We start from the raw sequence: 21,135 nt of genomic DNA on the forward strand, positions 1-21,135 counted from the left end.
TCGCTTAGCTATGGGTGGCTAGCGGGCGATGAACCGATAAACTTAATGCGCCGGTTACCGTAAGATCAGACCATGGAGTTTCTTGCCCGCCGAAATGCGGATTGGATCGGCTCCCGGAGCAATCAGCGTTGCTTCGTCGGTGACTTTCTCTCCGTCGATGCGTGCGCCTCCGCCCGCGATCAAACGGCGTGCTTCTCCCTTTGACGCGACAAGGTTCAGGGCGAGCAATGCGTCCACAATCGAGATGACGTGAGCGGTAATGGCATGGCGCGGCAGGCCGGCATCTCCCGCCCCCTCCTCGAACGTCTTGCGCGCCGTTTCAGCGGCAGCGATGGCGGCTTCGCTTCCGTGGCATAGGGCGGTTGCGGCATCGGCGAGGATGCTCTTGGCCGCGTTGATCTCTGCACCTTCCAGTGCTTCGAGACGCGCGATTTCGTCCATCGGCAGATCGGTGAACAAGCGGAGAAAGCGACCCACATCGCCATCCTGAGTATTCCGCCAGAACTGCCAGTAGTCATAGGCACTGAGCGCATCGGCATTGAGCCAGACTGCGCCATTGGCTGTCTTTCCCATCTTCGAGCCGTCGGCCATCGTGATGAGCGGCGTCGTGAGACCGAACAGCGGCGTACCATCGATGCGGCGAGTCAGATCAACGCCGTTGACGATATTACCCCACTGATCGGAGCCGCCCATCTGCAACCGCAAACCCGATCGCCGCGACAGTTCAAGAAAGTCATAGGCCTGTAGGATCATGTAATTGAATTCGAGGAACGTCAGCGGCTGTTCGCGCTCAAGCCGCAGCTTAACCGAATCGAACGTCAGCATCCGGTTGATCGTGAAATGCTTGCCGATGTCGCGAAGGAACGGGACATATTCCAGCGCGTCCAGCCAATCGGCATTGTTGACCATAACCGCATCGGTCGGCCCATCGCCGAACGTCAGGAACCGTTCGAAAACACGGCGGATACTGGCGATATTTTCGTTGATCGTGTCATCGGTCAGGATACGACGCGATTCGTCCTTGCCCGACGGATCGCCAACCTTTGTCGTGCCGCCGCCCATCAAAACGATGGGTTTGTGACCCGCTTGCTGCATCCGGCGAAGCATCATGATCTGAACCAGGCTACCGACGTGCAATGATGGTGCAGTGGCATCGAAACCAATATAGCCGGGCACGACCTGTCGCGCGGCAAGGTCATCGAGGCCCACGGCATCGGTGACCTGGTGGACATAACCGCGGCTATCGAGCAGGCGGAGAAGATCGGATTTGTATTCTGTCATGGCGCGCGGGCGCTTAGCATGGGGGTCGACGCGTGGGTAGCTTGCTAAGTATCGGATTGATGTCGGGCACGTCGCTGGACGGTATTGACGCGGCGTTGATTGAAACTGACGGTGTCGGGATCGTGCGACCGATCGCATTTCGGTGCGAACAATGGAGTGATGCAGCGAGAGCGCAACTGGCGGAGGCTTCGCGGCAAGCCCTGACTTTCGAACGTCCGCGGGCAAGCCCGGCGCTGGTCGAGGCAGGAACACTTGTCGACCGGATGCACGTCATGGCAGTCCGAAAACTGATGGCGGCGGCGGATGTAACCACTGAGCAGATCGGCGTGATCGGTTACCATGGACAAACCGTGGCACACCGGCCCGACCGGGGCTGGACCTGGCAGATCGGGGACGGGGCAGTCCTCGCCGATTCGCTGAAGATCACCACTGTTTCGGATTTCCGCAGCAATGACGTTACACAACGCGGGCAAGGCGCTCCTTTGCTGCCGGTCTATCACCGCGCACTTACGGCAAATCTGGCTAAACCCGTGGCTGTGCTAAACCTCGGCGGGGTCGGAAACATCACCTGGATCGGCGATGGCGATGCGATCGTGGCATTCGATACTGGCCCCGCGAATAGTCTGATCGATGACTGGGTCGCTGCCGAAACCGGTGCCCGGTTCGATGATGGTGGTGCGCTGGCCGGAGCGGGCCGTATCGATGAGGGGGTGCTGGCGGCGATGCTCGACAACGCGTTCTTCGACGAACCTCCACCGAAATCGCTCGATCGCAGTGACTTTTCGATACAGCCGGTCCGGGGGTTGGCTGCAGCCGATGGGGCGGCAACTCTGACAGCATTTACTGCGGAGAGCGTTGCGCTGGCTCTACGGCTGCTCCCGGCGCTGCCAACACGGATCATCGTTGCGGGTGGTGGACGACACAATCCGATATTGATGCGAATGCTGAGCGCTCGGTGTGGCGTGTACGTCGAGCCCATTGAAGCATTGGGCGCGAACGGCGATGCCACGGAGGCGGAGGGTTTTGCCTACATGGCAGTGCGGGCGCTTAAAGGTCTGCCAATAAGCTTTCCGGGCACGACAGGCATCGCCGAACCTTTGACCGGCGGCGTGGTCCATCATAGTGAGTAATCTTATTTCGTCGCATTCGACGCGCGGGCTATCGACAGCAACTATTCATTAACCATCCCCGGTGTAACAATTCCTCATCGAGTCGTTTGGGGATGGTTTTGTGACATCTGACCTACGTTTTTATTCGCGTCGCGCTGCTGAAGAAACTGCGGCCGCTGCCCGTGCCGTCACCGATGCAGCGCGTGAGCGTCGGCTTCAACTGGCTGCTACATATTTCCAGAAAGTCCAGGAACTACGCGCCTAACGTCAGGTCTTACGGGTCAGTCCGCGCATTGCGTCGTCCAGGCCGTCCAGTGTCAACGGATACATGCGGTCATTCAATAGCTCGCGCATGATCGTGATCGACTGAGAATAGCCCCACTGAGCCTTTGGCAAAGGATTCAACCATGCGGCGGCCGGGTAAGTGGTCGTCAGACGCTGCATCCAGGTCGTGCCCGACTCTTCATTGAAATGCTCGACCGATCCGCCCGGATGGCTGATTTCATAAGGCGACATCGACGCATCGCCGATGAAGATCAGCTTATAATCGTGGCCGTATTTATGAAGCACGTCCCATGTCGGCGTCCGCTCGGTAAAACGACGGCGGTTGTCCTTCCATAGCCCCTCGTAAGGGCAGTTATGGAAGTAGAAAAACTCGAGATTTTTGAACTCACTATTGGCTGCGCTGAACAGTTCTTCGCACAGCTTGATATGTGGATCCATCGATCCTCCAACGTCGAGAAACAGCAGCAGTTTCACCGCATTATGACGCTCTGGCCGCATCTTTATATCAAGCCAGCCCTGCCGCGCCGTCCCGTCAATGGTGCCATCCATGTCGAGTTCTTCAGCCGCGCCCTCTCGCGCAAAACGGCGGAGGCGGCGCAGTGCGATCTTGATATTGCGGGTGCCCAGTTCTCGCGTCGAATCGAGGTTTTTAAATTCGCGTTTGTCCCAGACCTTCAGCGCCTTGCCGTGTTTGCTTTCACCACCGATTCGTACACCTTCCGGATTGTAACCGGCGTTGCCGAACGGCGATGTGCCCCCTGTGCCAATCCATTTGCTGCCACCCTGATGACGCCCCTGCTGTTCATCGAGCCTCTTTTGCAGAGTCTCCATGATTTCTTCCCAAGAGCCGAGTTTTTTGATCTCCTCCATCTCTTCGGAAGTCAGGAATTTGTCGGCCACGGCTTTCAGCCAGTCTTCGGGTATTTCCGCCCTATCATCGGCGAAACTCGTTTCGATCCCCTTGAACACTTTGGCAAAAACCTGATCGAAACGGTCGATCAGCCCTTCGTCCTTCACATAAGTTGCGCGCGCCAGATAATAAAACTCCTCCGGCGTGCGACCGATGACTTCGCGATCGAGCGATTCGAGCAGGACGAGGTGTTCCTTGATGCTGGCAGGAATTCCGGCCGCGCGTAGCTCGTCGAGAAAATTAAAAAACATGCCGTCGATTATGGCGGCGCTTTACGTTTACGGCAAGCGAATGCGCAGCAATGGGGGCGCTGGTTAACGGCATCTCAAAACATCGGCCTTATCGCTCTTAGCTAATCAAGTTCGGCTGGAAGCATCGCATGATCGAAAAGCGCATTGAAGTCGCGGACCCGCAGTTGGTCGATAAGGCCGCACGAGAGATGGGCGGGCTGGCAATGGGCTGCACCGATGCAGCTGGTCATGTCATGGCCGTTACCGAGAGCATCAAGCGTCAGGTCGCCGTACTGGGCGAATTGCAGAACGTCGTAGGATCATTGGAGGCCGATCAGCGGCAGGCGACCGATGCCGCAGACGAAGCCCGCACACTGTCGGAAAGAGCAAGAAATCGGCTGTCGGAGGGCGGCGAAACTATCGCACGTTCGGTTGCAGAATTCGGTGAACTCACTGCGCTGGTCAAGAGCATGGGGCTTCAGATGACGAGCGTCAGTGCTGCAATGGCACAGGTAAGCCGTACGATCGAGACAATCGACCGGATTGCGAGAACGACGAATATGCTCGCGCTGAACGCCGCGATCGAGGCCGAAAAAGCCGGTGATGCAGGGCGCACCTTCGCCGTCGTTGCGGCCGAGGTTAAGAAACTGGCGTTGGATACGCGGAGCGCGACCGTGGAAATCAGCATGACGATGGAATCGCTGAATCGCGAAGGCGGCGTCTTTCTGCGCGACCTCACCGACGGCGTGACGCGCGCGACTGCGGCGGAAAAAGCCTTTGTCCGCGTGAACGGCACAGTTTCCGAAGTCATGGCATTGGTCGATCAGATGGATGCGCAGGCCGAGGATATCGCCCGCGCAACTAACATGATTCATAAACGCGTCTGCCGCGTCGGCGACGAACTGGATGGTTTTTCAGAAGACGCGCGTGCCAACGAGACTCTGTTGGGCGTGGCACATTCGCGGATGGGGGATCTGGAGACGCGGGCAAACGAGATGCTCGATTTGATCGTCCATTCGGGCTTTGCACTGGACGATCGCCGCTTTGTCGATCTCGCGCTCGATAGCGGAACGGAGGTGCGGCAAAATATCGAGGCCGCACTGGCAAAGCGCGAGATTTTTGCGGCTGACGTGTTCGATACGACCTACCGCCCGGTCGAGGGATCGAACCCTCAGCAATATGACAATCGCTTCAACGAAGCCGCCGATCGCCTGATCCAGCCCATATTGGATCGGGTGTCGCTATCGGACCCACGGATCATCGGGGCGGCAGTAACCGATGTGAATGGTTACCTACCGACCCATCTATCGTCGAAGTCGCAAAAGCAGCGTCCGAATGACCCGGCTTGGAACGCGCTGAATTCACGCAACAAATGCAATTTCCTGGACGATGCGACAGCGCGGGCGATCGCCTCAACCGCAGATTTCATGCTGACGACTTACCGTCAGGATCTGGGAGTCAACGGTTATCGTCCGGTCAAGAACTGCTTCGTCCCGCTCATTATAAACGGGCGACGCTGGGGCAATTTCGAGATCGCTTACGTGGACTGAGCCTAATTTTTCGCGCCCTGCCGCCGTGACATGAATGCCAGGCGTTCGAACAACATGATATCCTGTTCGTTTTTCAACAGCGCACCGTGCAGCGGCGGGATCGCCTTGGTCGGGTCTCGGTTCTGGAGGATGTCGAGGGGCATGTCCTCGTTCAGCAAAAGCTTCAGCCAGTCGAGCAACTCACTGGTGCTAGGCTTTTTCTTTAGACCGGGAACGTCCCGGACTTCATAAAAGATATCCATCGCGCGCTTGACCAGAATTTTCTGGATGCCGGGAAAGTGGACGTCGATGATCGCCTGCATCGTGTCGCGGTCAGGAAATTTTATATAATGGAAGAAGCAGCGGCGCAGAAATGCGTCCGGCAATTCCTTTTCATTGTTCGACGTAATCACGACGATGGGGCGTTCCTTGGCCGCAATCGTCTCGTGCGTCTCGTAAACGTCAAAGCTCATCCGATCGAGTTCCTGCAACAGATCGTTCGGAAATTCGATGTCGGCCTTGTCGATCTCGTCGATCAGCAGGACGGGCAACACAGGTGAGGTGAACGCCTCCCACAATTTACCCTTACGGATATAATTCTTGATGTCGTGGACACGCTCGTCGCCCAACTGCCCATCGCGAAGACGGGCGACGGCGTCATATTCATAAAGGCCCTGATGCGCCTTTGTCGTGGACTTGACGTGCCATTCGATCAGCGGCGCATTTGCAGCCTTGGCGATTTCGTGCGCCAGAACAGTTTTACCAGTGCCGGGTTCGCCCTTGATCAACAGCGGTCGACGCAGAGTGACGGCTGCGTTGACGGCAACCTTCAGGTCGTCGGTGGCAATATAATCGCTGGTGCCTTCAAAACGCATCGCTGTATCCTTGACGTTAACGTCAAATCGTTAGGCGAGGGCAGGGGGCAAGAGCAAGAGGTTAGTTACTGGAGCGCTTGTTCTCGCGCGATACTGCGCGCCTCCAGAAGATCCCACAGACCATGATGCTGTGCCACGATCTGCTGACCGCCAAAAACAAGCGCACGTTCCATACCGGGTGTCATGGTGAGGTCGCCAATCAGAGTACGCATTTTGGTAATATTGGGCAGGGCGAGATCGGGTGTCTCGACCGAGAGCCGCTCTGCCGCATGGTTCAAAACAGCCCGGATGGCGAGCCAGTCCGTGAGTACAGCGACAGTCGCGCCAAGGGCACAGCCTGCACGATCGGACTGGGCCAGCATATCAATCGCATGATGCTGTGCCAGGACCGCCGTTTCGGTATTTGCCTGACCGGGAGTGCTGGGCAACGGACCAACGGCCACCACCAGTTTGGCGAGAAATGCGCGTTCATCGGCAAATCTGTCGGCCAGCATCACAAGGATCTTGCGCTGCGCCTCATCAGTCGTGCGAGCAAGCGCATGATCGACGACCCCTGGACTGCGCCCATGCAGCAGACAAAAATAATGGATGGCATCTGCTACGTTTCGCGCAGCCTCCGGACCACGCATCATAGCCTCGGAAACCGGATACCGATGGGCCGCGGTGCCCTCTACGCTAACGAGCGACAGCAAAGTGTCGATCGCTGGTACCTGACCTTGTGAAAGGCGCCCTTTCGGCTGAGCGGGCGATGAAAATAAGGCCAATTTCAGTTCCTCACTGCACTCAAAAACGCTGTGCAACACGCTTCTATACCGAAGGGCGTAAAGACAGGGTTTAGATGGCGTTAGGAATACAAGAAGATTTGCGTTTTTCCGTCGGTTCCGGCCCCTCCCGCGCGGCAGAAAGGGGCCGATCGTATTATTGGTCGAGAAAGCTGCGCATTTTACGGCTGCGGCTTGGATGTTTCAGCTTGCGAAGCGCCTTCGCCTCGATCTGACGAATTCGTTCGCGCGTGACGCTGAACTGCTGACCGACTTCTTCCAATGTATGGTCGGTGTTCATGCCAATACCGAAACGCATCCGCAGCACACGCTCTTCACGCGGAGTCAGCGAAGCCAGCACGCGAGTCACTGTTTCCTTCAAATTCGCCTGAATAGCGGCATCAACCGGGATGATTGCGTTCTTGTCTTCGATAAAGTCACCGAGATGCGAATCTTCCTCGTCACCGATAGGCGTTTCGAGCGAAATCGGTTCTTTGGCGATCTTCATCACCTTGCGCACTTTTTCCAGCGGCATGGAAAGACGCTCAGCCATTTCTTCGGGCGTAGGCTCGCGGCCCTGCTCATGAAGGAACTGGCGACTTGTCCGAACCAGTTTATTGATCGTTTCGATCATGTGGACCGGAATACGGATCGTCCTAGCCTGATCGGCAATCGAACGCGTGATCGCCTGGCGAATCCACCAGGTCGCATAGGTGCTGAACTTATAGCCACGGCGATATTCGAATTTATCGACGGCCTTCATCAGGCCGATATTGCCCTCTTGGATAAGATCCAGAAACTGAAGTCCGCGGTTGGTATATTTCTTTGCAATGGAAATCACGAGGCGAAGGTTCGCTTCGACCATTTCCTTCTTTGCCATCCGCGCTTCGCGTTCGGCCTTTTGCACGGTGTTGACGATGCGGCGGAACTCGCTGAGCGACATACCGGTCGCCTGCGAAATCTCACCGATCTCGACACGGATGCGATCGACAGCCGCGCCTTCTTCCAGCGCAAAAGCAGCCCATTTCTTGTCAGTCGTCCGGGCGCGTTCGAGCCAGGTTTCGTCCAACTCATGGTCGATATAGCTGTCGAGAAACGCCTTGCGCGGAACCTTATGACGCTCGGCCAGCCGCAACATCTGTCCGCCAAGAGCAGTGAGGCGACGGTTATATGCGTAAAGCTGATCGACCAGATATTCGATCTTGCCGCTATGGAACTGCACGCTTTCGACTTCGGCGGTCAGTTCTTCGCGCAGCTTGTGATATTTGCGCTCGTCTGAAGCTGGAAAGTCGTTGCCAACGCCCAGCGCTTCGATGCGCGCTTGCTGAACCTTCGCGAACTTCTTGTAGAGCGCTGTAATCGTCGCAAATTTTTCGAGAGCGGCAGGCTTTAACTGCTCCTCCATCTGCGCGAGGCTGAGGGTGTTGTCCTCTTCCTCATCATCCGACTGGCGGGGCGTGCGTCGTTCGGTCAACGCTTCCTCGTCTTCATCGACGGACGCGGATTCCTCGGGCTCTTCTTCTTCCTTGAACGAGGGGCCAGCGGTCTTTTCGCTGATCTCGCCCGAACCTTCTTCACCGTCTTCAGCCATGGCTTCCGGGGCAGGGTCCTTCGAAAGCATCGCGTCGAGATCGATGATCTCACGCAACTGCATCGTGCCTTCGTTCAGCGCGTTCGACCAGTCGATGATCGCGTGGAAAGTAATCGGGCTTTCACACAGCCCTAGAATCATGGTGTCGCGACCGGCTTCGATCCGCTTGGCGATGGCGATTTCGCCCTCGCGGCTGAGCAGTTCGACCGCGCCCATTTCGCGAAGGTACATGCGAACCGGATCGTCGGTGCGGTCGGTGACCTTGACGACCTTTTCCGCGACGTGTCCGCTGCCATCATCGGCATCGACCGAGACAACTTCGTCCTCGTCTTTTTCGGCTTCGTCGCCATCTTCGCCAGCTTCGTCATTTTCGACGATATTGACGCCCATCTCGTTCAGCGCGGACATCACGTCCTCAAGCTGATCGGAGGACATCTGGTCCTGCGGCAAAGCCTCGTTCAACTGATCGTAAGTGATGTAGCCACGCTTTTTCGCCCGCGCGATGAGCTTTTTGAGCTCAGCATCGTTCAGGTCGATCAGGGGCGCATCACCCGCTTCGGTCGTGTCGGGCGCTTCCGCCGTGGTCGCTTTCACCATCTGGTCTTCGTATCCCGTCTAATCGTCATCATATCCCATAAGGGACATCAAGGTTTCTTTTGCCTCGCTGAATGCGCGGTTCAATCGCGCTTGTTCCGCAAAGCTTTCTTCATCGCCACCCGCCGCAACCCGGGCAGTCGCTGCTGCCAGCGCTTCTGCCAGTTCGGGACGAGCCGTCGCCGCCTCAATCAACATTGCCAGATCGCGACGCGCACGTTCCGGTTCGGCATTGCTTCGCAAAAACGAAAAGGCAAGGCGATTGTGACTATTCGATGAGCGCAACTCCTCCAACACACCGGAAAGCCCCGCAGATTGGCATATGGTGTCGACGCGACCGATTTCAACGAGATCGCCTTCATATGCCGCTTCAAGCAGCACATTTCTCAAAAGATCGAGTGTCATGTCGCTCATCACGATCGATGACAGCGTCTCACCACAGGTCAGTACGATCGACGGATGGAGCACCAGACCCGCCATGATCGGCCGCTCGTACATCGGGTCGATTCCGCGACTCTGCATGGCTTTCACACTGTCCAGCGGGGGCACTTGTCGCTCGCGCGGTTTGACTCCCTTCTGATACGGCTTGCCCTTTACGAACGGCCTGCGCTCACGTTCGGCAAAAAATGCGGCGTCGAATCGTTCGCGCATTTCGCGGGCGTAGTGGCGGCGGACGTCATCATCGGCGATCGTCGCGACATGGGCGTCTATGCGTTGTTTTAGCCCCGCTTTGGCCTCTGGAGTACGCAAGGGAGCAGCATCATACTCAGTCTGCCATATATGTTCGACCAGCGGCCGCGCGGCCTCGAACACGCCCTCCACTGCCTTCCGTCCACCGCTGCGGACAAGATCGTCGGGGTCTTGCCCCTTGGGTAACAGGACAAAACCCAGCGATTTGCCGGGGGCAAGCATCGGCAAGGCACGCACGGCGGCACGCATTGCCGCCTTCTGTCCCGCACTGTCTCCATCAAAGCAAAGCAGAGGGACATCGACCAGTCGCCAAAGCCGCTCGAGCTGAAATTCGGTGAGCGCTGTGCCGAGAGGGGCAACGACCTCCTCGACGTCCGCCTGAGCAAGCGCGATGGCGTCCATATAGCCTTCGACGACGATCAGACGATCTGCCTTACGCGCGGGGCCGCCAGCGCGGTCGAGGTTGTAGAGTGTGCGGCCTTTGTCAAAGAGCGGCGTGTCGGGGGAGTTTAGATATTTCGGCTCGCCCGGCCCAAGAATGCGCCCGCCAAACGCGATAACACGACCCCGCGGGTCGCGAATCGGAATCATCAGGCGGCCGCGGAACCGATCGTAAGGGTCTTTTTCCTCAACAGAGATCAACAGGCCCGATTCGATGAGCTTTTCATTACCAAAAGAGGCGAGGGCGGTTTTCAGCTTGCCGCGACTGTCGGGGCAAAGCCGATGCCGAACGCAGTCGCTGTTGCGGTGTCGATGCCACGTTGGCCCAGATAGGTGCGGGCATCCGCCCCGGATATCCCGGCAAGTTGCTCGACAAACCACGCCTGTGCGACGGTCATGACATCGTAAAGCGAGTTCGCAACCTCGGCACGTTCGGCACTGCGCGGATCGGGCGCGGGGACGTCCATTCCGGCTGCTGCGGCAAGTTCCTTGACCGCGTCCATAAAGGGCAAGCCCTTTGCCTCGGTCAGCCAGCGTATGGCGTCGCCGTGCGCCGAGCAGCCGAAGCAATGGTAAAAGCCCTTATCATCGTTGACGTAAAAGCTGGGGGACTTTTCGTTATGAAAAGGACAGCAGGCTTTGAACTCGCGCCCCGCACGCTGAAGCTTCAGCGTGCGACCAACGAGCGCCGACAACATTGTCCGAGTGCGGAGTTCGTCGAGGAATTGGGGGGAGATCATGCCCCCAGCGTTAAGCCAGCGATGCCTTAACCAGCGCGCTGGCCTTGCTCATATCCAACTGGCTCGCGTGACGCTCCTTCAGAGTCGCCATAACGCGGCCCATATCCTTCACGCCGATCGCACCAAGCTCGACCTTGATCGCCTCGATCGTCAGTCGCGTATCGTCTTCACTCATCTGCGCGGGCAAAAACCGTTCGATCACCGCAATCTCGGCGGCTTCCTTGTCGGCGAGTTCCTGACGACCACCGTTGGTAAACATCTCGATCGATTCGCGGCGCTGCTTAACCATTTTTTGCAGCACTTCGACCACCATTGTATCATCGTCGGCAGGTGCCTTGCCGGTCCGCGCCTCGATATCGCGGTTCTTCACGGCTGACTGGATCAGGCGCACCGTTGCCAATGTCTCAGCGTCACGGGCCTTCATCGACACGATCTGTGCCGCCTGGATTTCGTCTCGAATCATCAGTTCTCTTTCGGAAACCTATCCCTTAACCGCATTGCAGTTTCGTTACCAGAATTGACCCGGAGGCGCGCTGCGCTTATCGGCCCAATCTTAGCGACATCGCTGCTCAACCCCCAAGGAGTGCCCGCCCGCATGGCCGACGCCCAAACTTCGCGCGCCACCAACATAGCGACCGGGATTCTCGTGTTTGCAGATGGTACAACTATCTATGGCCGCGGCTTCGGCGCCGAGGGCGCTGCGGTCGGTGAGGTGTGTTTCAACACCGCCATGACCGGTTATCAGGAAGTGATGACCGATCCGTCCTACGCCGGGCAGATCGTGACGTTCACATTTCCGCATATCGGCAACGTCGGGTCCAATCCGGAAGACCTCGAGGCGACCAACCCGCACGCGCTGGGCTGCATCGTCCGCGAGGATGTGACTGCGCCATCGAATTTCCGCAGCACGTCGCATTTCGACCAGTGGATGAAAACGAACGGCCGCATCGGACTGGCTGGCGTGGATACTCGGGCGTTGACCCGGCGTATTCGTGAGGCTGGCGCTCCGAACGCCGTGATCGCCCATTCGGCGACCGGTGAGTTCGACGTTCCTGCTCTGCTGGCTCAGGCAAAGGCCTGGGCAGGGCTAGAAGGAATGGATCTGGCGAAACAGGTTTCCGCCCTGCAATCCTATACATGGGAAGAAGGTCTGTGGACGCTGGGGCAGGGATATGACGCGGGGAACGCGTCCGACACCAAACCCCATGTCGTTGCCATCGACTACGGCCTGAAACGCAACATCCTCCGCAACCTGATCGCAGCAGGCGCGCGCGTCACCGTGGTTCCAGCCACCGCCACCTATAACGACATCGCCGCCCACAAACCCGACGGTGTATTCCTGTCGAACGGTCCTGGGGATCCGGCGGCAACGGGCGTCTATGCGGTCCCCGTCATCCAGCAGTTAATCGCCGCCGACACCCCTATCTTTGGCATCTGCCTCGGCCATCAGCTCCTCGGCCTGGCAGCGGGCGCGAAGACGGTGAAGATGTTTCAGGGCCATCGCGGCGCAAACCATCCGGTCAAGCGACTGGACGATGGCCGTGTCGAGATCACCAGCATGAACCACGGCTTTGCGGTCGATGCCGACTCTCTGCCCGCCAACGCCAGGCCAACGCACATCAGCCTGTTCGATGGCTCGCTCGCCGGACTCGCACTAACCGACGCGCGCGCTTTTTCCGTACAATATCACCCCGAAGCCAGCCCCGGCCCGCAGGACAGCCACTATCTGTTCGAACGGTTCGTGAGTGAACTTGGCAAAAAACCTGCAATGAACGGCAATATCTGATGCCCAAACGCACTGACATTAAATCCATTCTCATCATCGGTGCCGGTCCCATCGTCATCGGCCAGGCTTGCGAGTTCGATTATTCGGGCACGCAAGCGGTCAAGGCGCTGAAGGCTGAGGGCTACCGGATCATCCTCGTCAATTCGAATCCGGCGACGATCATGACTGATCCCGAACTGGCGGATGCGACTTATATCGAGCCGATCACGCCCGAAATCGTGGCGAAGATCATCGAGAAAGAACGCCCCGATGCCGTTCTGCCGACGATGGGTGGGCAGACCGCGCTGAACACGGCGCTTGCACTGTTCAATGATGGCACGCTGGCGAAATACGGCGTGGAGATGATCGGTGCCGATGCCGAAGCGATCGACAAGGCCGAGGACCGGATGAAGTTCCGGCAGGCGATGGACAAGATCGGCCTCGAAAGCCCTCGTTCGGACGTTGCACACACGCTGGACGAGGCGCTGGCTGCGCTGGAGCATGTCGGCTTGCCCGCGATCATTCGTCCCAGCTTCACGATGGGCGGCACCGGCGGCGGTATCGCATATAACAAGGACGAATTCGTCCAGATCGTAACCGGCGGCCTCGATGCCTCGCCGACCACCGAAGTGCTGATCGAGGAATCGGTGCTCGGCTGGAAAGAATATGAAATGGAGGTCGTCCGCGACCGCAACGACAATTGCATCATCATCTGTTCGATCGAAAATATCGACCCAATGGGCGTACATACCGGGGACAGCATCACTGTCGCGCCCGCACTGACGCTGACTGACAAGGAATATCAGATAATGCGCAACGCAAGCGTCGCTTGCCTGCGTGAAATCGGCGTCGAAACAGGCGGTTCCAACGTACAGTTCGCAGTCGATCCGAAGGACGGGCGGCTGGTCGTGATCGAGATGAACCCGCGCGTTTCGCGGTCGTCGGCGCTGGCATCCAAGGCAACGGGCTTTCCGATCGCCAAGGTCGCGGCGTTGCTGGCCGTCGGCTACACGCTGGACGAGGTTCAGAACGACATCACCGGTGCGACCCCTGCATCGTTCGAACCCACCATTGATTACGTCGTTACGAAAATCCCGCGCTTTGCTTTTGAAAAGTTCAAGGGTGCCGAGCCACTGTTGTCCACCGCTATGAAAAGCGTCGGCGAAGTCATGGCAATCGGGCGGAATATCCATGAATCTTTGCAAAAGGCTTTGCGCGGCCTCGAAACCGGATTGTCCGGTCTGAATTTCGTCGATGCACTCGCCGGAGCCTCAAAGGACGACATCACAGCTGAACTTGCACGCCCGACGCCTGACCGATTGCTGGTTGCGGCTCAGGCTTTGCGAGAGGGCTTCACCGTTGCAGAGGTTCACGCGATCGCGAAATACGATCCGTGGTTTCTTGAGCGGATGGAAGAGATCATCGTCGCCGAACGTGAAGTCATGGCGCAGGGCCTGCCGCAGGATGCGGATGCGATGCGCCGCCTGAAGGCAATGGGTTTTTCGGACAAGCGACTGGCTTTCCTTGCGCTGCAATCAGCCAATCTCCGTGGCATGGAACGCAGTATCGCCCGCGGATCTGGCCTGATCCACGAGACGGTCAAGGCAATGACCGGCGGGATCACCGAGGAAGAAGTGCGTGCGTTGCGGCATAAGCTCGGTGTGCGGCCGGTGTTCAAACGGATCGACACCTGCGCGGCTGAGTTCGCGGCGAAAACTCCGTATATGTACTCGACCTATGAAGCGCCCACGTTCGGCGAACCCGAGTGCGAGAGCCAGCCAACCGATCGTGAAAAGATCGTCATTCTTGGTGGCGGACCGAACCGGATCGGCCAGGGGATCGAGTTCGATTACTGTTGCTGCCACGCGTGCTTTGCGCTGTCGGACGCTGGCTACGAAACGATCATGGTCAACTGTAACCCGGAAACGGTTTCGACCGACTATGACACGTCCGACCGGCTGTATTTCGAGCCACTGACCGCCGAGGACGTGCTGGAAATCCTGCATGTCGAACAAAAAAACGGCACGCTAAAGGGTGTAATCGTACAGTTCGGAGGGCAGACCCCGCTCAATCTGGCGCGCGCGCTGGAGGCTTCTGGCATTCCAATTTTGGGAACGTCGCCCGCTGCAATCGATCTTGCCGAAGATCGTGAGCAATTCGCCGATCTCATCACCAAACTGGACCTGAAACAGCCTGAAAATGGTTTGGCCCGCAATCGCGACGAAGCGGTCGCCGTAGCCGAACGGATCGGCTACCCGGTGCTGATGCGCCCAAGCTTCGTGCTGGGTGGACGCGCGATGGAAATCGTCGATTCTACGGCCCAGCTCGATCATTACATCGCGACGGCGGTTCAGGTTTCGGGCGATGCGCCGGTTCTGATCGACCGTTATCTGCGTGATGCCGTGGAAGTTGACGTCGATGCGATCGCCGATGGAGTTGATGTCGTCGTCGCTGGAATTCTCCAGCATATCGAAGAAGCTGGCGTCCATTCCGGAGATTCGGCGTGCAGTCTGCCTCCCTATAGCCTCAGCGCAGACATCGTTACCGAGATCGCGCGTCAGACCGAAGTGTTGGCGCGCGCGCTGTCGGTGAAGGGCCTCATGAACGTCCAGTTCGCGGTCAAGGATGGCGCGGTTTATATAATCGAGGTCAACCCGCGCGCTTCGCGAACAGTGCCATTCGTCGCCAAGGCAATCGGTTCGCCCATCGCCAAGATCGCCGCACGGGTGATGGCTGGCGAAATGCTTGCTGACTTGCCGAAGATTGATCTCGACATCCCTTATATCGCGGTGAAAGAGGCGGTCTTCCCGTTCGCACGCTTCGCCGGCGTCGATCCGGTGCTGAGTCCAGAAATGAAATCTACCGGCGAAGTCATGGGAATCGATAATGATTTCGCAACGGCTTTTGCAAAGGCGCAACTGGGCGCAGGTGTTACCTTGCCACAATCGGGTAGGGTATTCGTTTCGGTCAAGGATACCGACAAGCCGATTATATTGCCTGCCGTCCGCCAGCTGGTCGAACTGGGCTTCACGATCGTCGCGACCAGCGGGACTGCCAACTACCTCGAGGCCGAGGGTATTACGGTCGAGCGCGTGAACAAGGTTGCCGAAGGCCGACCGCATATCGTCGACCGGATCAAGGACGGCGATATCGCAATGATTTTCAACACGACCGAGGGCCAGCAATCGCTCAAGGACAGTGAAAGCATCCGCCGTTCGGCCCTGATGAGCAAAGTTCCGTCCTTCACCACAGCGCAGGCTTCGGTCGCGGCAGCGCAGGCAATTGCCGCTTTACGAGGGCGCGGACTTGAAGTGCGGACGTTGCAATCTTATCATCTACGGCTGGCAAGCTGAACCCGGGCGGCTTGTAGCGGGTGAGTGCTGTAATATTATTGCCGGGTAAGATTTGAACAGGGACTGGGACGTTTATGGCAACTGCCGAAAAGATGCCGATGCTGATCGAAGGGCAACGGATGCTGATCGCGGACTTGTCTCGCCTTAAGGCAGAGCGTCCCGAGATCATCGATTCGATCGAGGAAGCACGCGCTCACGGCGATCTGTCCGAGAACGCCGAATACCACGCCGCCAAGGAGCGTCAGGGTCAGGTCGAGGCGATGATCAGCGATATCGAAGACCGGCTGTCTCGCGCTGTCGTGATCGACCCTACAACGCTGTCAGGCGACAAGATCGTTTTCGGCGCAACGGTGACGTTGCTCGACGAAGATGAAAAGCCCGTGAAATATCAGATTGTCGGACAGACCGAGGCGGATGCCAAATCGGGGCGGATTTCATACAATTCGCCGCTCGGTCGTGCGTTGATCGGGCGCAAGATCGATGAGGACATCGAGGTCACAGTGCCGTCGGGTGACAAATATTATCAGGTTTCCAAAATCGAGTTTATCTGATGATGCCACCGCACCGGACGGCGCGGCTGACTATTTCATTAACCATAGTCACCGCGCTGGCGTGGATTGTTGCCCAGTTGATGGGGGCGAACGCGTGGGTCGCGGAGCAGGCTGGTTTCATACCGCTGCGCTTTGCGATTAGCACGGACGGGTTCATCGTCCCTGACTGGCTTACGCCGTTCACTGCGACATTGGTCCACGGTGACATCGTCCACATTGCGTTCAATCTGGTAATGCTGGTTTATTGCGGACGTGCCGTAGAACAGGTTCTTGGCGCGTTACCGCTGGCGCTTTTATACATTATCGGCGCTGCGGCTGCGGCCTTTGCTCAGTATCTCGTAAATCCGTCGTCCTCTGTGCCAATGATCGGCGCGAGCGGTGCGATTTCGGCTGTGCTGGCCGTCTATGCACTGCTGTTCAGTCGCAATGAGGTGAGGGCGATCGGTCCGATCCCGGCACATTGGGTGCGGGCGCTCTGGCTGGCGGCGGGATGGACCGGCGTACAGTGGTTGCTGGGCTTTGCGACGTCGCGCGGCAGTTATCAGATCGCAACCGCCGCGCACGTCGGAGGATTTCTGGTCGGCCTGGCAATGGCGCGACCGTTACTCGCCTGGCGATACCGTCGCGCTTAAGCGTCCGGTTTCAGCGTGTCGGGTTCAAGCAATTTGTGAAGGTGAACAACGACGAACCGCATTTCCGCATCGTCGACCGTCCGCTGTGCCGCACTGCGCCACGCTTTCTCGGCTGACTTGTAATCGGGGAAGATGCCGACCGTCTGGATAGTGCCAGGATCGAACTCGAGAACGCGCGGATCCTTGACCCGCCCGCCAAAAACCAGATGAAGTTTGCTCATGCCACTGACCGTAGCGGCATGAGCCTGTCGTTCAAGCGCGTTGTTAAGCTGCGGAAGCATTTTCCTTGGTCGCAGGCTCTTCCGGCTTAAGTGCGTCTTTGGCTGCGCCATTGGCCGCGAGCACCGCCTTCACGATGCTGCCGAGTAATGCGCCGACCCCTGAGCTTGTCGCCGCTGCTGTAAGGCCACGAGCCGTAAGATGTTCCGCACCCGCCGTTTTCGCGGCATCATACGCACCGTCCAACGCGCCACGAACGCGATCGCCAAGCGGCCCAAGCGCCTGAAGTTCGCGTCCGGAATTCGGGATAAGCGCCGCCGTAACCGCTCCAAGGGCGATGGCACCGGCCAAAGCGGTTAACGGGGCGTTATCGATCGCGGCGGCACTGGCTTCATAAGCTGCGGTTGCCTGTTGGCGGACGGCTTCGGTGCCATCCTCAAACGCTTTGCGCGCGGCATCCACAGGCTTGGCTTGAGTCGCCCGCTTGGCCCCGGATTTCCGCGCGTTGTTCGCTGTCGATGTGTTTGAGCGCTGAGTGTCGGTCATGAAATTGCCTCGTCTTGAATTGGAGTATGCCGGTGAACGATCAATCGGGCATCACGTTGCATTCGAATCTTTTTTCCCTTTTGCGACCCAGACACGAAGGCCAACTGCAATTACGAAAGCCGCCAAACCACCAAGCGAGAGGGCAGGGCGACTCCGCACAGTCGTCGTCGTTGTGTCGAGTAAGTGATTGGCACGACCGAGCAGGTTTTCGGCCGCTTCCGCTGCAATCACACGGGGGTCTGCGCGATGACGAATTTCGGCGAGCGTTGCCATGAACCGCGCTCGCGAACGAACCGACTCGCGTTCGGCGTATTTGACCAGAAGATCGGCTTCGTTTTTCACGGCGCGTCCTCAGGCTTGAGCAACGCTGAAATTTTCGATCGAGCGACGAAACCACAGACAGCGATCAGCACCAAAGTCACCGCAGCCACGATCAACACAGACCGTCCCATGCCAACCGAGGGCGCTATCGTCAGTATTATGCCGATCAGTACCGCCACGATAAGCGCTTGCGCCAACATGAGCGCCCCACAAACGAGCGCGACGATAAGGCCAGCGGAAAAGGCTTTGCGAGTTGCTTGTGCGCGATAAAGCAGCACTTCGGCGCGAATAAACGCCTCACCTTCCTGAATAAGACGCGCGAAAAGCGCACCTAAACTGGGCCGTGGAGCGTCCGAAACGGCCGCCGCAGTGCTATTATCAGACGTTTCCCCCGGCATCGCGCTCAGGCGTCGCGGTCAGACGAACCGATCTTGATAAGGCGGGTAAGCAAAAAACCCACCGCCGCGGCAGCACCAATGGCAACTACGGGGCTTTTGCGCACAAAGGCTTTGGTGTCTGCGATGATCGCATCGACATCCTTGCTTTGGAGCGAGGTGGCGAAATCGGACACTGTGGTCGAAGCCCGCCGCGCATAGTCGCCATAGTTTCCACCGAGGCGGTCATCGACGGCCTTGGCGGCATCCTCAGCAAGCTTCGAAAGCCCACCGAGAGCATCGGCAGCCTTATCTTTACCAGTCGTGGCGGCACTGCGCGCGACCTCCGCCGCTTCATCGACCAATCCGGCAGCTTGCGCTTTCACCTTTGCAAATGTTCCGGTTGCTACACTTTCAGACGAGGCCGTTTTTTGTGACGAAGACGATCCCGTCCCGACGTCGATATCGCTTGCCGAAGGAACGGCACGCCTGCGGGTTTTGGGGGCGTCGGCGGAATTATTGTCGGCCATCGTCGATCTTCCTTCATTATACGGCAGCATCGAGCTGAAACGGACGCCTGAGCGACGGGTTCCATTTGTGGCTAGTCTATTTGCACAAAGTCCGCAGCTTCGATAGGGGCGCGGCCATCCAAGATAGTAGCAAAAAGGCCTTTCTCGATGACCGCCATTCTCGACGTTCACGCCCGCACGATTATCGACAGTCGCGGAAACCCGACGGTTGAGGTCGATGTGCTGCTCGAAGACGGCAGTTTCGGTCGCGCGGCGGTTCCCTCGGGCGCCTCGACCGGTGCACACGAAGCGGTTGAGTTGCGTGATGGCGACAAGACCCGCTTTATGGGCAAGGGAGTGACCAAGGCGGTGGATGCGGTGAACGATGAGATCGCGGGCGAAGTCGTCGGCATGGATGCCGAAGACCAGGGCGAAATCGACGCCGCGATGATCGCGCTCGATGGCACGCATAACAAGGCGCGGTTCGGGGCGAATGCCATTCTTGGCGTCAGTCTTGCGGTGGCGAAGGCTGCGGCAGATGCGCGCGGACTACCACTCTATCGTTATGTGGGCGGCGTTGGCGCGAATATGCTGCCGGTGCCGATGATGAACATCGTCAATGGTGGAATGCACGCCGACAACCCTATCGATTTCCAGGAATTCATGGTGATGCCGGTCGGTGCGGACAGCATTTTTGATGCTATCCGTATGGGGTCGGAGATTTTCCATACGCTGCGCGCCAAATTGCATGACAAGGGCCTCTCGACATCGGTCGGCGACGAAGGCGGATTCGCGCCAAACCTAGCCTCTGCTCCTGAAGCACTTGACCTCATCATGGCGTCGATCGAAGCGGCCGGATACCGCCCGGGTGAAGATGTCATGCTAGCGCTCGATTGTGCCGCCACCGAATATTTCCGTGACGGTGCTTATCGCTTCACTGGGGAGGGCATTGTTCGCAGCCCGCAGGAGAATGCCACTTATCTTGCCGATCTTGCCGCTCGATATCCGATTGCCTCAATCGAGGATGGCATGAGCGAGGACGATTTCGAAGGCTGGAAGGCGCTGACCGATATGATCGGCAAGAAAGTGCAACTGGTCGGGGACGACTTATTCGTCACCAATGTCGAGCGGCTTTCGGACGGGATGGCAAAGGGGCTGGCGAATTCGCTTCTGGTTAAGGTCAATCAGATCGGCACGTTGACCGAAACGCTAGACGCCGTATCGATGGCACAGCGCGGCGGATATAGCGCCGTCATGTCGCATCGCTCGGGCGAAACCGAGGATTCGACGATTGCCGATCTGGCGGTTGCGACGAATTGCGGACAGATCAAGACGGGCAGCCTCGCGCGATCGGACCGGTTGGCGAAGTACAATCAGCTCATCCGCATTGAGGAAGAACTCGGCCCCGTCGCAAAATATGCGGGAAAATCGATATTTGCACGATTTCACAGTTGATTCGTCCAACTGCCTGTGATTCAAGGAGCTAGATGGCACAGCCTAAACGAAACCCTTGGGCAAACGTACGCGCGGCGGCGCTTCCTGCCGGCGCGTTGGTCATCGTTGCGTTTTTCGCAGGTTACGCTTTGTTCGGCTCCAACGGCATTCTTGCGTGGGGTGAATATACGAAGCGCCTCGACACGCGTCGCGTCGAACTGGCAAAGCTCGAACATGATCACATGGTCTTGGCAAACCGGGTCGCACTCCTCGACCCGCGTCATGCCAACCCCGACATGGTCGATGAGCTGGTTCGCCGTGACCTGGGCGTCGCACACCCGGACGAGGTGGTTGTTCCGCTTAACTGAGTTTCGGTAAACGGATAAATCCGTACC

20 protein-coding genes and 1 pseudogene are annotated in these 21,135 nt (G+C 58.1%); 9 read left to right on the forward strand and 12 right to left on the reverse strand.

What is annotated here, in order from left to right:
- Positions 1 to 54: 54 nt before the first annotated feature.
- Positions 55 to 1,281 (reverse strand): tyrosine--tRNA ligase, encoded by a 1,227-nt coding sequence (gene tyrS, locus D3Y57_RS05775; RefSeq protein WP_121152200.1) that lies wholly within the window; start codon positions 1,279 to 1,281, stop codon positions 55 to 57.
- Between the two features lie 41 nt (positions 1,282 to 1,322).
- On the opposite strand from tyrS, the gene D3Y57_RS05780 reads away from it, so the two are divergent.
- Entirely contained in the window at positions 1,323 to 2,411 is a 1,089-nt protein-coding gene (locus D3Y57_RS05780) for an anhydro-N-acetylmuramic acid kinase (protein ID WP_239026100.1), read from the forward strand.
- 100 nt (positions 2,412 to 2,511) lie between these two features.
- Positions 2,512 to 2,655 carry a hypothetical protein gene (locus D3Y57_RS20090; protein WP_162986996.1) on the forward strand — a complete coding sequence of 48 codons (144 nt, stop codon included), beginning with the start codon at positions 2,512 to 2,514 and terminating at the stop codon, positions 2,653 to 2,655.
- Positions 2,656 to 2,657: 2 nt separating this feature from the next.
- Here the strand turns inward: D3Y57_RS20090 and D3Y57_RS05785 are convergent, their stop codons facing one another.
- Positions 2,658 to 3,836, reverse strand: a complete 1,179-nt coding sequence (locus D3Y57_RS05785; RefSeq protein ID WP_121152202.1) for a vWA domain-containing protein — start codon at positions 3,834 to 3,836, stop codon at positions 2,658 to 2,660.
- A 128-nt stretch (positions 3,837 to 3,964) separates the two neighbouring features.
- Here D3Y57_RS05785 and D3Y57_RS05790 point away from each other — a divergent pair, with 128 nt between their 5' ends.
- Complete coding sequence (locus tag D3Y57_RS05790; protein ID WP_121152203.1) at positions 3,965 to 5,365, forward strand: methyl-accepting chemotaxis protein; 1,401 nt, start codon at positions 3,965 to 3,967, stop codon at positions 5,363 to 5,365.
- 2 nt (positions 5,366 to 5,367) lie between these two features.
- On the opposite strand, the gene D3Y57_RS05795 is transcribed toward D3Y57_RS05790, so the two are convergent.
- The 5 genes and pseudogenes from D3Y57_RS05795 to D3Y57_RS05815 all read right to left on the reverse strand — a co-directional run bounded on the left by D3Y57_RS05795 (position 5,368) and on the right by D3Y57_RS05815 (position 11,499).
- Complete coding sequence (locus D3Y57_RS05795; protein WP_121152204.1) at positions 5,368 to 6,219, reverse strand: AAA family ATPase; 852 nt, start codon at positions 6,217 to 6,219, stop codon at positions 5,368 to 5,370.
- Positions 6,220 to 6,284: 65 nt separating this feature from the next.
- On the reverse strand, positions 6,285 to 6,983 hold the full coding sequence (locus tag D3Y57_RS05800) for a DUF6975 family protein (RefSeq protein WP_239025948.1): 699 nt from the start codon (positions 6,981 to 6,983) through the stop codon (positions 6,285 to 6,287).
- Positions 6,984 to 7,137: 154 nt separating this feature from the next.
- Positions 7,138 to 9,168: an RNA polymerase sigma factor RpoD gene (gene rpoD, locus D3Y57_RS05805; RefSeq protein WP_121152205.1), complete on the reverse strand. Its 2,031-nt coding sequence runs from the start codon at positions 9,166 to 9,168 to the stop codon at positions 7,138 to 7,140.
- Between the two features lie 18 nt (positions 9,169 to 9,186).
- Positions 9,187 to 11,036 (reverse strand): annotated as a pseudogene (gene dnaG / locus D3Y57_RS05810) (DNA primase).
- Between the two features lie 10 nt (positions 11,037 to 11,046).
- Positions 11,047 to 11,499 (reverse strand): GatB/YqeY domain-containing protein, encoded by a 453-nt coding sequence (locus tag D3Y57_RS05815; RefSeq protein ID WP_121152206.1) that lies wholly within the window; start codon positions 11,497 to 11,499, stop codon positions 11,047 to 11,049.
- Between the two features lie 132 nt (positions 11,500 to 11,631).
- Between D3Y57_RS05815 and carA the strand changes: the two genes are divergently transcribed.
- From carA to D3Y57_RS05835, 4 genes are all read left to right on the forward strand, one after another.
- Entirely contained in the window at positions 11,632 to 12,822 is a 1,191-nt protein-coding gene (gene carA / locus D3Y57_RS05820; RefSeq protein ID WP_121152207.1) for a glutamine-hydrolyzing carbamoyl-phosphate synthase small subunit, read from the forward strand.
- Positions 12,822 to 16,154, forward strand: a complete 3,333-nt coding sequence (carB, locus tag D3Y57_RS05825) for a carbamoyl-phosphate synthase large subunit (protein WP_121152208.1) — start codon at positions 12,822 to 12,824, stop codon at positions 16,152 to 16,154. The genes carA and carB overlap by 1 nt, the downstream gene beginning before the upstream one ends.
- A 74-nt stretch (positions 16,155 to 16,228) precedes the next feature.
- Entirely contained in the window at positions 16,229 to 16,705 is a 477-nt protein-coding gene (gene greA, locus D3Y57_RS05830; RefSeq protein WP_121152209.1) for a transcription elongation factor GreA, read from the forward strand.
- Positions 16,705 to 17,337, forward strand: a complete 633-nt coding sequence (locus D3Y57_RS05835; RefSeq protein WP_239025949.1) for a rhomboid family intramembrane serine protease — start codon at positions 16,705 to 16,707, stop codon at positions 17,335 to 17,337. The genes greA and D3Y57_RS05835 overlap by 1 nt, the downstream gene beginning before the upstream one ends.
- Here the strand turns inward: D3Y57_RS05835 and D3Y57_RS05840 are convergent.
- The 5 genes from D3Y57_RS05840 to D3Y57_RS05860 are packed head-to-tail and all read right to left on the reverse strand — an operon-like array spanning position 17,334 to position 19,327.
- The gene (locus D3Y57_RS05840) at positions 17,334 to 17,558 is read right to left on the reverse strand and encodes a DUF4170 domain-containing protein (RefSeq protein ID WP_121155508.1); all 225 of its coding nucleotides are present in this window, start codon (positions 17,556 to 17,558) and stop codon (positions 17,334 to 17,336) included. The two genes, D3Y57_RS05835 and D3Y57_RS05840, sit on opposite strands and share 4 nt — an antisense overlap.
- 43 nt (positions 17,559 to 17,601) lie before the next feature.
- On the reverse strand, positions 17,602 to 18,102 hold the full coding sequence (locus D3Y57_RS05845; RefSeq protein ID WP_121152210.1) for a hypothetical protein: 501 nt from the start codon (positions 18,100 to 18,102) through the stop codon (positions 17,602 to 17,604).
- 51 nt (positions 18,103 to 18,153) lie between these two features.
- The gene (locus tag D3Y57_RS05850; RefSeq protein WP_121152211.1) at positions 18,154 to 18,444 is read right to left on the reverse strand and encodes a hypothetical protein; all 291 of its coding nucleotides are present in this window, start codon (positions 18,442 to 18,444) and stop codon (positions 18,154 to 18,156) included.
- Entirely contained in the window at positions 18,441 to 18,821 is a 381-nt protein-coding gene (locus tag D3Y57_RS05855) for a phage holin family protein (protein ID WP_121152212.1), read from the reverse strand. Before D3Y57_RS05855 ends, D3Y57_RS05850 begins: the two co-directional genes overlap by 4 nt.
- A 5-nt stretch (positions 18,822 to 18,826) precedes the next feature.
- Complete coding sequence (locus tag D3Y57_RS05860; protein WP_162986997.1) at positions 18,827 to 19,327, reverse strand: hypothetical protein; 501 nt, start codon at positions 19,325 to 19,327, stop codon at positions 18,827 to 18,829.
- 147 nt (positions 19,328 to 19,474) lie between these two features.
- On the opposite strand from D3Y57_RS05860, the gene eno reads away from it, so the two are divergent.
- Positions 19,475 to 20,761 carry a phosphopyruvate hydratase gene (gene eno, locus D3Y57_RS05865; protein WP_121152214.1) on the forward strand — a complete coding sequence of 429 codons (1,287 nt, stop codon included), beginning with the start codon at positions 19,475 to 19,477 and terminating at the stop codon, positions 20,759 to 20,761.
- A gap of 32 nt (positions 20,762 to 20,793) precedes the next feature.
- Complete coding sequence (locus D3Y57_RS05870; RefSeq protein WP_121152215.1) at positions 20,794 to 21,108, forward strand: FtsB family cell division protein; 315 nt, start codon at positions 20,794 to 20,796, stop codon at positions 21,106 to 21,108.
- Positions 21,109 to 21,135: the final 27 nt, after the last annotated feature.

This window comes from Sphingomonas paeninsulae (assembly GCF_003660165.1).
GTDB lineage: Bacteria > Pseudomonadota > Alphaproteobacteria > Sphingomonadales > Sphingomonadaceae > Sphingomonas_O > Sphingomonas_O paeninsulae.